Origin of the sequence: Acinetobacter sp. CE-15 (genome assembly GCF_051059255.1) — a bacterium.
Classification (GTDB): domain Bacteria; phylum Pseudomonadota; class Gammaproteobacteria; order Pseudomonadales; family Moraxellaceae; genus Acinetobacter; species Acinetobacter guillouiae.
Map to the genome: position 1 here is coordinate 493,947 of NZ_CP192737.1, position 14,753 is coordinate 508,699.

16 protein-coding genes and 1 tRNA gene are annotated in these 14,753 nt (G+C 38.0%); 11 read left to right on the forward strand and 6 right to left on the reverse strand.

Annotation, left to right across the window (positions count from 1 at the left end; genetic code table 11):
- Window positions 1-150 precede the first annotated feature (150 nt).
- The 5 genes from ACQ7EO_RS02320 (at window position 151) to ACQ7EO_RS02340 (ending at window position 4,104) form a co-directional block, all read left to right on the forward strand.
- Window positions 151-810 carry an amino acid ABC transporter permease gene (locus ACQ7EO_RS02320; protein ID WP_004816902.1) on the forward strand — a complete coding sequence of 220 codons (660 nt, stop codon included), beginning with the start codon at window positions 151-153 and terminating at the stop codon, window positions 808-810.
- Window positions 800-1,465 (forward strand): amino acid ABC transporter permease, encoded by a 666-nt coding sequence (locus tag ACQ7EO_RS02325; protein ID WP_434278792.1) that lies wholly within the window; start codon window positions 800-802, stop codon window positions 1,463-1,465. Before ACQ7EO_RS02320 ends, ACQ7EO_RS02325 begins: the two co-directional genes overlap by 11 nt.
- 2 nt (window positions 1,466-1,467) lie before the next feature.
- Window positions 1,468-2,199 carry an amino acid ABC transporter ATP-binding protein gene (locus ACQ7EO_RS02330; RefSeq protein WP_004725765.1) on the forward strand — a complete coding sequence of 244 codons (732 nt, stop codon included), beginning with the start codon at window positions 1,468-1,470 and terminating at the stop codon, window positions 2,197-2,199.
- 146 nt (window positions 2,200-2,345) lie between these two features.
- Window positions 2,346-3,167, forward strand: a complete 822-nt coding sequence (locus ACQ7EO_RS02335; RefSeq protein WP_406565202.1) for a transporter substrate-binding domain-containing protein — start codon at window positions 2,346-2,348, stop codon at window positions 3,165-3,167.
- A gap of 73 nt (window positions 3,168-3,240) precedes the next feature.
- Window positions 3,241-4,104 (forward strand): cysteine ABC transporter substrate-binding protein, encoded by an 864-nt coding sequence (locus ACQ7EO_RS02340; protein WP_434278793.1) that lies wholly within the window; start codon window positions 3,241-3,243, stop codon window positions 4,102-4,104.
- A 69-nt stretch (window positions 4,105-4,173) separates the two neighbouring features.
- Here the strand turns inward: ACQ7EO_RS02340 and ACQ7EO_RS02345 are convergent, their stop codons facing one another.
- Window positions 4,174-4,611 carry a winged helix-turn-helix transcriptional regulator gene (locus ACQ7EO_RS02345; RefSeq protein WP_004725772.1) on the reverse strand — a complete coding sequence of 146 codons (438 nt, stop codon included), beginning with the start codon at window positions 4,609-4,611 and terminating at the stop codon, window positions 4,174-4,176.
- Between the two features lie 108 nt (window positions 4,612-4,719).
- Between ACQ7EO_RS02345 and ACQ7EO_RS02350 the strand changes: the two genes are divergently transcribed.
- From ACQ7EO_RS02350 to ACQ7EO_RS02360, 3 genes are all read left to right on the forward strand, one after another.
- Window positions 4,720-5,979, forward strand: a complete 1,260-nt coding sequence (locus ACQ7EO_RS02350) for an MFS transporter (protein WP_434278794.1) — start codon at window positions 4,720-4,722, stop codon at window positions 5,977-5,979.
- A 130-nt stretch (window positions 5,980-6,109) separates the two neighbouring features.
- Window positions 6,110-6,186: transfer RNA gene (locus ACQ7EO_RS02355), tRNA-Arg, on the forward strand.
- A 96-nt stretch (window positions 6,187-6,282) separates the two neighbouring features.
- Window positions 6,283-7,068: a hypothetical protein gene (locus ACQ7EO_RS02360; RefSeq protein ID WP_434278795.1), complete on the forward strand. Its 786-nt coding sequence runs from the start codon at window positions 6,283-6,285 to the stop codon at window positions 7,066-7,068.
- A 25-nt stretch (window positions 7,069-7,093) separates the two neighbouring features.
- Here the strand turns inward: ACQ7EO_RS02360 and ACQ7EO_RS02365 are convergent, their stop codons facing one another.
- A complete protein-coding gene (locus tag ACQ7EO_RS02365) occupies window positions 7,094-8,383 on the reverse strand; it encodes an SRPBCC family protein (RefSeq protein ID WP_434278796.1) in 1,290 nt (429 codons plus the stop codon).
- Window positions 8,384-8,572: 189 nt separating this feature from the next.
- On the opposite strand from ACQ7EO_RS02365, the gene ACQ7EO_RS02370 reads away from it, so the two are divergent.
- Together ACQ7EO_RS02370 and ACQ7EO_RS02375 are read left to right on the forward strand one after the other, a co-directional pair.
- Window positions 8,573-9,073, forward strand: coding sequence for a YcxB family protein (locus tag ACQ7EO_RS02370; protein ID WP_004816919.1), 501 nt, complete (start codon window positions 8,573-8,575; stop codon window positions 9,071-9,073).
- 47 nt (window positions 9,074-9,120) lie between these two features.
- Window positions 9,121-9,759, forward strand: a complete 639-nt coding sequence (locus ACQ7EO_RS02375; protein WP_209827958.1) for a fumarylacetoacetate hydrolase family protein — start codon at window positions 9,121-9,123, stop codon at window positions 9,757-9,759.
- Window positions 9,760-10,135: 376 nt separating this feature from the next.
- On the opposite strand, the gene ACQ7EO_RS02380 is transcribed toward ACQ7EO_RS02375, so the two are convergent.
- A complete protein-coding gene (locus tag ACQ7EO_RS02380) occupies window positions 10,136-10,936 on the reverse strand; it encodes an AraC family transcriptional regulator (protein WP_154129664.1) in 801 nt (266 codons plus the stop codon).
- 211 nt (window positions 10,937-11,147) lie between these two features.
- Window positions 11,148-12,392, reverse strand: coding sequence for a YihY family inner membrane protein (locus ACQ7EO_RS02385; protein ID WP_004816923.1), 1,245 nt, complete (start codon window positions 12,390-12,392; stop codon window positions 11,148-11,150).
- Window positions 12,393-12,512: 120 nt separating this feature from the next.
- On the opposite strand from ACQ7EO_RS02385, the gene wrbA reads away from it, so the two are divergent.
- Window positions 12,513-13,106, forward strand: a complete 594-nt coding sequence (gene wrbA / locus ACQ7EO_RS02390; RefSeq protein ID WP_434278797.1) for an NAD(P)H:quinone oxidoreductase — start codon at window positions 12,513-12,515, stop codon at window positions 13,104-13,106.
- Between the two features lie 109 nt (window positions 13,107-13,215).
- Here wrbA and ACQ7EO_RS02395 read toward each other — a convergent pair whose 3' ends face one another.
- Complete coding sequence (locus ACQ7EO_RS02395; protein WP_004725792.1) at window positions 13,216-13,578, reverse strand: hypothetical protein; 363 nt, start codon at window positions 13,576-13,578, stop codon at window positions 13,216-13,218.
- A 223-nt stretch (window positions 13,579-13,801) separates the two neighbouring features.
- Window positions 13,802-14,662, reverse strand: a complete 861-nt coding sequence (locus ACQ7EO_RS02400; RefSeq protein ID WP_034617683.1) for an acyl-CoA thioesterase — start codon at window positions 14,660-14,662, stop codon at window positions 13,802-13,804.
- Window positions 14,663-14,753: the final 91 nt, after the last annotated feature.

The following is a 14,753-nucleotide window of genomic DNA, read 5'->3' on the forward strand; positions in this document are numbered from 1 at the left end:
AAAAAAGTAAGCATTATCCAGCATTATTTTTATAGAAAAGCTTATCTGATAATCATATTTATTTAGACAAAATTCTCACTGTAAGATAGTTCCAAATCATTTTTTCTGCTTTAGAGCGTAACAATAAAATAATTATTTTGGACGATTTCTTTGAATTGGCAATATATCTACAGTGTGATGCCACAGTTTGCTTCGGCAATGGTGACGACACTCAAAATCTCAATCATCAGTATTATTCTCGCAATATTGGTTGGTTTAATTTGCAGTATTCTCATTACCTATCGGGTACGGGTCTTTGACAAAATTGCCAAAATTTACATTGAATTATCACGCAATACGCCCTTATTGATTCAGTTATTTTTTCTCTATTACGGTTTACCAAAACTGGGGATTAAAATTGATGGATTTAGCTGTGGGGTCATTGGTCTAACTTTTCTAGGTGGAAGCTATATGGCTGAAGCCTTTCGTGCGGGTTTACAAGCTGTGGCCAAAGGGCAAATTGATTCTGGTGAAAGTATTGGACTGAATCCACTGCAAGTTTTTCAATATGTGATCTTCCCTCAAGCTCTAGCAATTTCAATTCCTGCAATTGGTGCAAATTGTTTATTTCTGATTAAAGAAAGTTCTGTGGTGAGTGCCATCGCAGTGGTGGAACTATTGTTTGTCACCAAAGACTTAATTGGTATGGATTATAAAACCACAGAAGCATTGTTTCTCTTGATCATGTCTTATCTGATTATTTTATTGCCTGTGTCTATTCTCACCAGTTATCTGGAATACCGCAGTCGGAAGGTGAGCCATGGAATTTGATTATCTGTTTCAACCCAGTCATCTTGCACGATTACTGGAAGGGCTGTGGGTTACTGCAAAAATTGCATTTATATCAGTATTTTTTTCAGCAATTTTTGGCACGATTTTCGGTGTCATTATGACGTCAAAAAATTTAATGATTAAAAGTTTGTGTCGATTGTATTTAGAAGCGATTCGGATTATTCCAATTCTGGTTTTATTGTTTGTTTTCTATTTTGGCTTTGCAACATGGTTTAACTGGCAGCTCTCAGCGGTACTGGTATGTATTGTGGTTTTTGTATTGTGGGGGACTGCTGAAATGGGCGATTTAGTCCGTGCTGCCATCACATCGATAGATCAACATCAACGTGATTCTGCACATGCACTTGGCCTGAGTCCTATTCAAACTTTGGGTTATGTGATTTTCCCGCAGAGTTTAAAAAGAGTCACGCCAGGCGCAATCAATTTATTCACGCGTATGATTAAAACCAGCTCCTTGGCAGTGCTGATTGGCGTGGTCGAAGTGATTAAAGTTGGACAGCAAATTATTGAAAATTCGTTGTTAATTGTTCCGAATGCATCTCTTTGGATTTATGGTTTGATCTTTATTTTATATTTCATCATTTGCTATCCCTTATCCCGTTTAGCGACGCATTTAGAAAAAGTTTGGGAGTAATCATGACTTTGTTATCTATACAACATTTACAGAAATCATTTGCAGAAAGTCATATTTTACAAGGCATAGATTTGGACGTAAAACAGGGTGAAGTCGTGGTGATCCTTGGTCCATCGGGATGTGGGAAAAGCACATTGTTACGTTGTATCAATGGCTTGGAAAAAATTCAGGGTGGCACAATCAATTTAGCTGGCTCAGGTGTATTGGGCAAAGATTTAGCGTGGGTGGATGTACGTCAAAAAATTGGCATGGTGTTTCAAAACTATGAACTTTTTGGGCATATGAATGTGATTGATAACATTTTATTAGGCCCTTTAAAAGTTCAAAAACGAACAAGAGCTGAAGCTGAGAAAGTCGCAGACGAATTATTGAAACGTGTCGGTTTATACGATCGTAAGCGAGATTATCCGCGACAGTTATCGGGTGGGCAAAAGCAACGTATCGCAATTGTGCGTTCATTGGTGATGCAGCCTCAAGTGATTCTGCTAGATGAAATCACCGCTGCTTTAGACCCTGAAATGGTCCGTGAAGTATTAGATGTGGTTTTAAAACTTGCACATGAAGGAATGACCATGTTGATCGTGACTCATGAAATGTCTTTTGCCAGAAAAGTCGCAGACCGAATTATTTTTATGGATAAAGGCAAAATTATTGAGCAAGCCACACCTGAACAATTTTTTGAGCATCCACAGACTGAACGGGCAAAAGCCTTTTTAAATATGTTGAATTACTAACAGTAATTTAGACATCAATATTCACCCTAATAGCAACACATAATGATCTATAAAAATGAGGATGTATGGCTTTATCTTATTTAACTCAACCATCGAATTTTTTTAATATTTCCAACGTTGTTCGAACATTGAGTGTGGCCTTATGTATGGGAATGTTGAGCGCATGTAGTCAGCCAACTGAACCAAATGCATCAGCGGAGAAAAATACCCAGAATGATCAATCTTTAGATCAGATTAAAAAGCAGGGCGTGTTTCGTGTGGCTGTTTTTGCAGATAATCCACCATTTGGTTATGTGGACAGTGCAGGTAAACCACAAGGTTTTGATATCGCTTTAGCAAAAAGAGTGACCAAAGATTTGCTTGGGGATGAAAATAAAGTTGAATTTGTGGTGACTGAGGCTGCTAACCGTGTGGAGTTTTTAAAATCGGGTAAAGCAGATGCGGTATTTGCCAGCTTTTCAGTCACTCCTGAACGTAAACAAGTGGTTGATTTTGCTCAACCGTATTTAAAGGCTGCTTTAGGCATCGTATCGCCTAAAGCCAAGACGATTACCAATATTCAGCAGCTCGAAGGCAAAACCTTGATCGTCAATAAAGGCTCGACATCAGATATTTATTTCACTAAGAATTACCCAAAAATTAATTTATTAAAGTTTGAACAAAATACTGATGCCTTTAATGCATTGAAAGATGGTCGTGGTGATGCAATTTCTCAAGACAGTACTTATGCCTTGGCATGGGCAGCTGAGAATCCAACATTTACGGCGGGAATTCAACAAATTGGTAATCAAGACTTTATTGCACCTGCAGTGAAAAAGGGCAATAGCCAACTTTTAAATTGGCTCAATACTGAAATTTCAAGCTTACAAAAAACAGGTGAAATTCAGAAGATTTATGATCAGACCTTAAAGCCTGTTTACGGTGGAACTGTGGATGCTCAAGTCTTTTTGGATGTGACACCGAAATAAAAATTGCATCAAAGCATTTAACTATGAAAAGAAATCATTGTTTAAATATGAAAATAGATCAGAGGAAAATTAAATGAATATATCAATAAAACAGCTGACTCATCTACTTGCGGCTTCAGTGCTTAGCTTAGGGTTGGCGGCGTGTAATAAAAACGCGCCAACAACTGAAAAAGCTGCTGAACCTGAAAAAACCAGCTCAAGTATCGAGCAAATTAAGAAAAATGGTGTGGTTCGTATCGGGGTGTTTAGTGATAAGCCGCCTTTTGGTTACTTGGACGCACAAGGTAAAAACCAAGGTTTTGATGTGGAAATTGCCAAGCATGTTGCCAAAGACCTATTGGGAGATGAAAACAAAGTTCAATTTGTTTTAACGGAAGCTGCCAATCGTGTGGAGTACCTTAAAGCCAATAAGGTGGATATTATTTTTGCCAATTTCACCGTGACACCTGAACGCAAGGAAGTTGTCGATTTTGCCAAGCCTTATTTAAAAGTTTCTTTGGGCGTTGTATCACCTAAAGCTAAGCCAATTACTGATATTGCGCAGCTTAAAGATCAGATTTTATTGGTCAATAAAGGCACGACAGCAGACTCATTCTTTAGCAAATCACATCCTGAAATTAAATTACAAAAGTACGAGCAGAATACAGAGACCTTTGATGCGCTGAAAGATGGACGTGGTGTGGCTTTGGCACATGACAATTTATTGGTACTGGCTTGGGCAAAAGAGAACTCAAATTATACCGTGGGTATTACCAGCTTAGGTCAGCATGATTTAATTGCACCTGCAGTCAAAAAAGGCGATAAAGAATTATTGGATTGGTTGAATCAAGACTTAGAAAAATTATCTAAAGCAGGGGTTATCCAGCAAGCCTATGAAAAGACGTTAAAACCTGTCTACGGTGATAGCATTAATCCAAAAGATTTATTGGTTGAGTAAAACCCTTAAAACTTAAGTTTGCTCTTTAAAAAATATCATCGACTTTAACTGGGAAAACATGATTTGCATTTAATTGATCTTTTTCACAAAGGTTTCTTGTGCAAGTAGATGTTTTCCTTTTTTTGTCATAGGTTGCATAAGTGCCAATTCATCACCTGTATTTTTCTCGAGTAAAATAGAATGTGGTTGATCCTCAGCAAATAAAAATTGCTCACCCCATTGACGTAATGCCACGATGATCGGGAACAGTGCGTAACCTTGTTCAGTGAGCACATATTCCAAATAGGCTGAGCCATTAGAAGCAGGTTGGTTCTTTAGAATTTGAGCATCAATAAGTTTAGCCAAACGATCAGATAAAATATTTTTGGCGACATTTAAATTTTTTTGAAAATCACTAAATCGTTTTACCCCATCAAAAGCTTCGCGAATGATCAATAAAGCCCAGCGATCTCCAATCAATTGCACTGACCGTGCAACTGGGCAAGCTTCATATCTGTCTTGATTCATCAGCTGTTCCATCTTTCATCTTAAAAATAAGACTATAAATCTAGTTGCAATTTAAAACAAGATTGCGTAATTTAATCTGGTTGCAAATTAAAACCAGATTGGTGCAAAATGAACAAAACAGATCATCAACAGCGCAATAAAACAAGAGAACAGCAGCGATCTCAGCTTTCTCCAGCCTTGGTGATGCTGTTGGCGTGTGCTGCTGGATTGAGTGTTGCAAATGTTTATTATGCACAGCCATTGCTGGATTTGATTGCCCAAGATTTTAAATTAGATTATTCGTGGGTGGGGTTAGTTGTTTCATTGACTCAAGTGGGATCAATCATTGCATTAATTTTTATTGTGCCTTTAGGCGATTTATTACCACGAAAATCTTTGATGTTGTTTCAGTCCATCATTTTATGCCTCGCTTTAATCTCGTTGGTTTTTTCAGATCATATTTTCACGTTGTTATTGAGTATGCTGATTGTGGGCATGTTGGGAACAGCGATGACCCAAGGCTTAATAGTTTATGCATCAGTTTTGGCCGCTGCTGATGAACGCGGCAAAATCGTGGGTACAGTCCAAGCTGGTGTGTTGATTGGCATACTTTTATCTCGGGTACTGTCTGGTAGTTTAGCTGATTGGTTTGGATGGCAAGGGGTATATATATTCTCTGTACTATGTATGAGTATGATCAGTGTGTTTTTATGGAAATACTTAGCTGTTATCCGCATCGAAAAAGATTCTACTCAGCAATCTACTTATTCCCAGATAATCTTTTCATTGTTTGAACAATTATTTAAAAATAGAGTGTTACAGATTAGAGGCGTACTTGCTTTCATCATTTTCGTCAATTTAAATCTGTTTTGGAATGCTCTGGTATTTCCTTTATCTGTTCAGCCTTTTGAATATTCACATAGCTTGATTGGTTTTTTAGGCATCATTGGTGCTATTGGTGCGGTTATGGCAATCCGTGTTGGTGGGTTGGCTGATCGAGGCTATGCGCAGCGTGTTACACAATATGCGTTTCTATTACTGATCGGGGCTTGGGGCATTTTAACCTGCTTATATTTTTCAATTTGGATTTTTATTTTAGCGATTATTTTATTGGATGTGGCTATTCAATCAGTCCATGTGATTAATCAAAGTCTGATCTTCCAAGCCGATATTCGATTACATGGGCGATTGGTTGGTGCTTATATGTTGTTTTATGCATTGGGCAGTGCTGTGGGATCATTACTGGCAACAACACTCTATGGTCATTGGGGATGGTATGCTGTGTGTGCGGCTGGAATCCTATTGAGTGTAGTTGGCTATTTATTTTGGTTGTTTACTGAAAAATATTTAATTCAATTTCAAATGAAACAGCATGCAAGCAGTGTATAAATGCATAAATCCTAGGTTTTTTGTCGATTTAAAGATAAATAGCCCAAATACTAAACACTTGGTGTTTAACCATTGAAATAATCCTTAACAAAAAAATGAAAAGGCGTATAATGCGTCCCATCAAGACGTCGCGCTCATAGCTCAGCTGGATAGAGCACTTGGCTACGAACTAAGGGGTCGGGAGTTCGAATCTCTCTGAGCGCACCAACTTGATAAAATATTTAAAAAAACCGCTTTATTGCGGTTTTTTTGTGCCTAAAAATGGCACAATGAGCGAGATAATAAAAATAAGGCCAATCATTCATGCATAAATATTTCTCATTGTTTATCGTGCTGGTCATCAGTCAAATGATAGGATGTACCGCCATTCTGTGGAATAACAGTGATTCTGGCAGGTTGGCGACGGGTAAAGTGGTTTCAACCCATGCAGATCGTGTGATTGTAGATCAGGATCAAATTGTCGGTTTTGCCTATTTAAAAGAAAATGCTTCCTCAAAAAATAGCCATGATAGAAACAATGTAGATCGCTCCTTAATCGTGGTTGGGCAAAAATATGCGTATATGATTGATATTGGAAATAAGGAAATTTTAGAGACCATTCAATCTGATTTAGACCCCAAGTATTGGCGGATCAAACCTGTCCGTCCGAGTGACAAGCATTTTAGCTTGTCTTTAATGCCTGAAAGTGATGATCAAAAAAATCCACAAGCAGCTCAATTTAGCGGTGATATTGAACTGTATTATGCAAAAAACAATTTAACTCGACTGGAAGAAAATAAGTTATCTCGACTTGGACTGAGTCAGTACGAGTATGGTCAGGAAAACTCTGAATTTTATCAAAGAAAAATTGGATTGGTTGGGCGTGTTGTGGGTTTAAACTCTGAAATTAAAAATATGAAATTTCAGAACTTTAATCAGAACTATACGATTGCGATGTATACACAAGGAAAAACCAAATACTCACTACATTCTAAAACACTGTTGCAGAAAGTCGCCTTAACCCCAGTCACTTTAGTCGGTGATCTGGTCGCAATCCCGTTATATTTCCTATTTAATATTGGTACAACAATCAAACATCTGGCTGATTAATTGAGTTTTAAAAGCCCAATCAGCACTACTTTACTTTTTGAGCAAAAATTGCATTTGCACCCAGTGCAGGTAACATTTCATGGTAGGGTAAACTGCGTGCTGCTTTGAGTAGGAATGGTGCTTTTTCATCAATTTTGATGGTGGTGGTCATTTTGAGTAAGGTGTTATTGCCTTGGGGTAAAAATTGAATTTGACCTTTGAGATAACGTAAATCACCGCCATTGGCATAGAAGTTATTTTCGGTGGCTTTGGGATAGCTAAAACGCATTTTAAAATCAAAAGGAATACTAATAACCCCCAATCCGACACTGACTTTAAAGTCTGCATCTTGTCCTTGTGTGTTGATCGCTGTGGTTTTAATGCTTTTGATTTGTTTTGGAAAAATTTCTTTATAGGATAAGGGTTGTGTCCAACGTTGTAATTGTTGCGGGGTGGCATTTAAATATTGATAGCTTGTGGTAAAACGTAAAACTTCACGACCATGGGTATAAGGTACAGTGACAGGATTAAGTACAATACTGACGGGCTGTTGCGCGTTGGCACTGACCTGAACAATTTTATTGATTTGAGCTGTATTTAATTGTGGGCTAGGTAGTTGCCCTGCATTTAATGCCGTCACTTTTTTAGCCGTATATTTATTTTTGAGCGCTTCTAAAACAAAGGCGCTCGAACCATTTGGAATCGCCAGTTTTACTTCAGGGAAAGCATTTAAAATTTTCTTAAATAGGAAACCTTGCGGTTGGTTTAAATCGCCCCATTGTGTCAGGGTCACTAAGGTTTTGTTGTCAGCTAAATTAAACCATTCAAATTTCCCTAATGCATAAGGAATTGGGCCATCAATCACCATGGTTGAAATGCTATTTTGTCCAATTTGATGTTGCATCACCACATCTTCATTAAAATTCAATACAGGTATCGGTGTCGGGATGGAAATACGATATTTTAATTGACTGACAGGTCCTGCTGTTTCGATGACTTTTGCTGATTTTAAAGTCGGGAATAACCCAACATATTGCGTGTAATGGCTTAAAGTTTTAGCCACTTCTTGGCTACTTACAGGCACAACAATGGCTGCTGTTGAAAATTTAGCTATAGGTTGGGGCTGTTTGTTGAGTGTCGGTAAGGAGGTCTTGGTCGCTGGATGGGCATAAATTAAAATATTGTCTTGAGCAATTGCCGCGATTTGCTGGGCATTATTGTCAAATGGTTTTAACGCACTGGGAATATTATCGCTCCAAGTGACCAATTTCGCGAAACTGATTTGACTGATACCGATTAAGAGCACGAGACTGATATTTAAATAAAAAGCTTTCATCACAATTCCTTTTGTGCCTTGATAAGCGGCAATCTTTTGTTTTTATAAAAACCATTTGTATGAAAGACCCTAAAAGGATTCACTTTTAAAAAATAGAGGTGTTCTGTAAAACAAGATGAAAATCCGCATCTCGCTGGAAAAATCTAGTGTAATATCTTGGCATCGTAAAATATTTGTATTGAAGCAACTATGTCAGACACCCAGCCTGCATTATCTGCACGTTATTATCTTAATTTAGAAGAATCTCAAGACGGTTTTAAACTGGCAACTTTTGGTAAAAAGCAAATTAGCCAATTTCTCACGCCTTTGGTCAGCATCGGAATCATGGTTTGGGGGATTTACCTCGGTTTAGAGGGTGTGGGTAAATATTATGTTTGCTTAGGTGCTTTTTTCTTAATTCTGCAAATGCTGATGCGGTATTGGTTTTTACCGATGATGTTTAAACGCCAATTCGTTAAATATCAATTTGGTAAAAGCGAACAAGGTATTGAATTATTTCAAGACTATATGGAATTATTCAGTAGTGGTCGTCCAAAGCAAGTTCATCATTATTCAGATGTAGATAAATTTGCAGAAGGCAAGCTTACCTATATGATTGAATTAAAAAATCGTACTGTGGTGATTGTGCCTAAACGAGCATTTGCGACACCCGCAGATCAAACGATTTTTATCAATACTTTTAAAAAGTAATTTGGAATTATAAAGTTTTTAACGCTGATCAATAAGAAGGGAACAATATGAGTACACGTCCATCTAAGATTGTATGTGTCGGTCGTAGTTATGCAGCGCATGCAGCAGAATTAGGTAACGCAATTCCAGATCGTCCAGTCTTATTTATCAAGCCGCCCAGTAGTTTGATTTCATTGCAAGACGGTATTTCTTGGAATGAGGCGTGGGGAAATTGCCACCATGAGTGTGAACTGACGTTACGTATCGACAAGCCACTTAAGGGCGAAACCAATTTAGATAAAGTATTGGATGCGATTGGTGCGGTGACTTTAGGCTTAGATTTAACTTTACGTGATCTCCAAGATGACTTAAAGGGCAAAGGCCAGCCTTGGGAGCGTTCAAAAGCTTTTGATGGCTCATGTGTACTGGCTGATTGGGTCAGTGTGGATGAGATTAAAGATTGGTCGGCTGTTACTTTTGAATTTGCAGTAAATGATGAAGTTCGACAAAAGGGCGATACTGCTTTATTGATTTTTGATATTGCTTACTTACTTGCAGACATCTGTCAAGTATTCTCTTTAGAACCAGGGGATGTGGTGATGACAGGGACACCAGCAGGTGTTGCAGCATTGGCTTCTGGTGATCAATTGACTATGACTCTACATGGTCAAAGCCAAGATTTTGTTTGGAAAACTTTTGTAAAATAAGCATTTAAAATGCAAGCAGCCCAGTGTTTATTTATAATCAATACGCATTGGGTTTTTTATTATCTACAGTTTTATACAACAACAATTCATCGTTAACTTTTGCGATATATCCTGCTTGATTTATCCGTTGAAATTTACAGCCAGTTAAAATTTACAGCATCGCTATTTTTTTAGCTGTTGTTTGAATCGTATTAAAATCGCCAATTGGCTCGTCATAATAAAATTAGCAATGGATGACTTTGGTGAATTAATACATAAAGCAAAGTTAAATTCAGCCCATGCCTTTTTATATCGACATATAGATTGGTCGGGAAGATTATTGATTATCAGTATGTAGATCATTCCATTTCATCTATTTAAAATGTAAAAAGTTGATTTAGTGATGCAACAATTTTCTAAACTGATCTGGGGTACGCATCATCCAACGTTTAAACATATTGATAAAAGCAGAAGCATTGGCATAACCTAAATCCAGTGCAATGCTTTCAACCGTTTTCCCCTCATTGAGCATAGACATCGCTTTCATGACTTTAAGCCGTTGTCGCCATTCATTGAGTGACATTGCCAACTCTTTTTGACTCAGTCTTGCCAAGGTACGTTCAGTCATATTAATCCGTTGGGCTAAAGCCTCTAGCGTACTGTGGTCAGCAGGGTGGGCATGTAAAAAATCCAAAACTTGTTTTAAGGCAACATGATTGGTATGGGGTAAATAACTACCGATTAACTCAGCATGTTGTAACTGATCAAGTAACACCTGTAATAGTCGCAAATATTCGGGCTCAGATGCTTGCATTGGGTGTTGTTTGATGTGCTGTAAAATCGCTGAAACCAAAGGCGAGGTTAAGAGAATCCCTGCTTGTTGAGGTAAGGCACTACATAACGATTGGTGGATATACAAAGTCGCATGGGAAACAGGAGTCCGGTTCAAACCACTATGTTGCGTATTTGGCGGTAACCAAACTCCATATGGAGGTGGCGTAATATAATTAATTTGATCAATATTAACTTCCATCACCCCATTAAAGGCATAAATAAATTCGCCCCAAGCATGCCCATGTTCAGGATAAACAGACAGTGCAGGATCATGTCGAAAAATAAGCCATAGTGGTGCAACAATTTCATCATTGGTACTGAGTTGAGTCAGTATATTTTTATCGCTGGTTTTTGTTATCGTCATGCAAAGATTGCCTGAATAAAAGATCTTTTGTCTACTTTGAATTATATCCTATAAAAAAGACAGGTTCACACCATTGAGGTGTCTTTTATCCGCTTTATGCAGTGGTTTTGGCTATTGCGAAATTATAACGATTCATCAAAAAAGTAATATCACCTCCCTTTCCAATGGGCACTGCTTGGAAAGGGAGGTTGTTTATCTAGCTGGGTTAAAATTATTTATCATCCAAAATGGTTGAAAGCGGAATCGATAATTTGGCTGCCAAATATTCATCGGATTCGATTAAGGTCGGGCCGATATGCTTCATCCAAACATCATCATCATGGACATGTTCAACATCATGACGACGAGGCAGGGTATAAGGCAATGATGTATAGAATGACCAGAAATCAATTTCATCTAAATTTCTGACCAGCACATATTCATTATTGTCAGTGCATTTAACCAAATTCTGTTTTTCTAGAAGTTGGATATAAACTGGCCAGCGTCCAATTTCACCACGGCCTAAAATATTTAATGCTTCTGCATCAGTTACCACTTCACCCGTTTTCTGTTTTTTATAAAATAATTCTAGAATATCGAGCATCATCAACACAGGATGGCGGGTCTGGATTTTACCTGTATGAAATGCGGTAAGCGCATAACTGATTTCCACACCCAATAAGACGATATTCCACGATAAAAAGATCCACAATAGGAAAATTGGCACAGCAGCAAAAGCACCATAAACAAGGGTATAGCTGGTGAAATTTGCCATAACAAAACCAAATAGGTTTTTAAGTAGCTCAAATGCAATCGCACCAAAAAGACCTGCAATCGCCGCCGCTCTAACAGGAATACTACGATTTGGAATCGTCCAATATAGAATGAAAAAGCCTAAAGTGGTCAGTGCAAACGAAATGACCCCAAATAACGCTGTACCATCAACTTCATAACCAGCAAAGTTATTACTTAAAACATTCATAGAGGCCAATGTTGATGAAATGACAAAGGCACTCCCCAATAAAATCGGGCCTAAAGAAATAATGGTCCAATAACGCATAAAGCCAATGATGCCATTACGCGTTTCTTGAACACGCCAAATCCGATTAAAAACCGTTTCGATACTGGTAAGCATCAGTACTGTGGTAATGAATAAAAACAGCACACCAATAACAGTTAAATTACTTGAGTTCTCGGTAAAGACATTAAAAGCTTTATCAAAAGCAATGCTGGTTTTCGGCAAGAAATTACTATAAATCATCTGCTGGAGTTGCTGTCTAGCAGGCTCTAAGGCTTTGATTGATGAGATAATAACCAAGAAAACAGTCAACATTGGAACAACAGCAAATAATGTCGTATAGGTCAGCGATCCCGCTTGTTCACGACAACGATCTGCTTCAAAACGACCAAGTACAAAAAGAATGAATTGAAACCAAGTTTTTTCATAGAAGGGGAGTTTTTTAAGTAATTCAAGCATATATATCTTTGATCTCAATTATTTTTCGGCATATCTTGCATTTTCATTGCCTAGCTTACCCAAAAAAGCAGAAAAATACCGTATAGTTTTATTTTCTTATGTTGAAATCAAGAAATCTCTATGCAAGCTTATGTTCTCGTACTCTATTACAGTAAATATGGATCTACCAAAGAGATGGCACACTTGATTGCCAACGGGGTAGAAGCAGCAGGTGTCGCAGTAAAAATTCGGACTGTGCCTAATCTTTCCACTGTTGTGAAAGAAGCGGAAGCCAGTATTCCAGAACATGGCGATATTTATTGTACATTGGATGATTTACAAAATTGTGCAGGATTGGCTTTAGGTTCACCAACACGTTTTGGCAATATGGCATCTGAAATGAAATACTTTTGGGATCAAACCACTAGCCTTTGGTTAAATGGTGCATTACACGATAAACCTGCTTGTGTATTTACCGCATCAGGGTCAATGCATGGTGGACAGGAAAGCACATTATTAACGATGTTACCGCCATTATTTCATCATGGCATGATGATCATGGGGTTGACCAATGCCAATCCAGCCTTATCAAATACCAAATCAGGCGGTACGCCGTATGGAGTCAGTCATGTCAGTGGACCACGTCATGACCAAAACTTAAGTTCCGATGAAAAAGCTTTATGTGTAGAACAGGGCAAACGTCTAGGTGAAATGGTTAAAAAGTTAAACCCATAATTTTTGATGCTCTTGTGAGATCTAGATAATAATTCAAAGACTTCTCTTTTATCTGGCGTCTAATGGATAAAAAGAGAAGTTCTTTATCATATTGATATTTTATATTTTGTTATTTTAAATTAAAACGATGGTTACATTTTTTACATTGGTAATCAAAAAAGATATTTTGGTCAACAATCACGCCAGCTCGTTTACCAAAGCGATTTCCTAGAAATCCACCTGTAATTCCAACACTGATTGCGCCTACGAAGGTTCCTACAGTTCCACCGACAATAACGCCTAAAGGACCTGCAACCGTTCCGATAGCCGCACCAATAGAAGCACCAGAGGCAGCGCCACCTACAGTTCCTGCTGCTGCACCCGCAGAAGTCAATAATACACTGCCTGCTTTGCCTAAAAGTTGTTCATGGTCACGGCGTTCTAAGTCTGTAGCGCCACACTTTGGGCACTTTACTGTTTGTTCATCAGTCATTGATTTTTACTCACTCAACAAAGTCCATTTGTCTTCATTAAGTTATGGTTAAGCGTTATATTCACGTTCACTACTGGCATTTTTGTCATGCTTATCGCTATCGTTACAATCATGTCAGGGATATGACATGATTTTGATTGTAACTGAATACCGTGATCAGTCTTTATATTTTGTGTGAATGTAATCGCTAGAATGATTGATACAAGTTTATAGAAACATTTTGTTATTGCTTCAGCCGCATTAAACTTTCCTGATTAACGCTACACACCAATCGACCATCTTGCCACATCCGCCCGAAATTAAGCCCTCTGGATTGGCTAGATACTGTGGCATTCATATCATAAAGTAGCCATTCATCTACTCTAAAATCTGTATGAAAATAAATGCTATGGTCTAAACTTGCACTACGCACACCGCCGTTCGCATAGCTGACACCATGCGGTCTAAGTGAAACCGTCAGTAGGTTATAGTCAGAATAATATGCAGCAATGGCTTGGTGCATCATGGGTGTATCTTGTTGAGTGGGAATCGTTTCAAAGGTTTGAAAATATTCAGCATAATTTGTGTCTAATTTTATCGGTTTAAATGGATTGAATGGCTGTACAGGATGGATGTTGATCAAAAATTGACGCATAAATATTGCGCGTGCAGGTTCAGGAACATCCTCATAAATCATTTGTTTAAGTTGTTGTTCTGGGATCAGTTCATCTGGCGAAGGGTAGAGAGGCGGTTCAATCTGATTTTCTAAACCCTCTTCAATATTGGCAAATGAAACCATGGCCGAAAATATAATATGGCCGTTTTGCCAAGCATGGACTTGGCGAGTCGAAAAACTTTTGCCATCTCTTAAATTTTCAACTTTATATAAAATCGGAATATCTGTGCGACCACTGCGAATAAAATAAGCATGTAATGAATGTGCTGGTCGATTGGTGGTTTTTGATGCGGCAATCAATGCTTGTGCCACCAATTGCCCACCGACAAGGTGTGATCCAAATAAACGTGTGTTTTGCCCTTGAAATAGACCATCATCCAATTGTTGTACGTCGAGTAGATCAACTAATTTTTGAGTGATTGATCTCATTTATTATTTACCTGAGTTATCTCTTTATTTACACAATATAGCTGAGGGCTTGATCAAAATAAAAGGCAAAACAAAGACGCTACTGATCAAA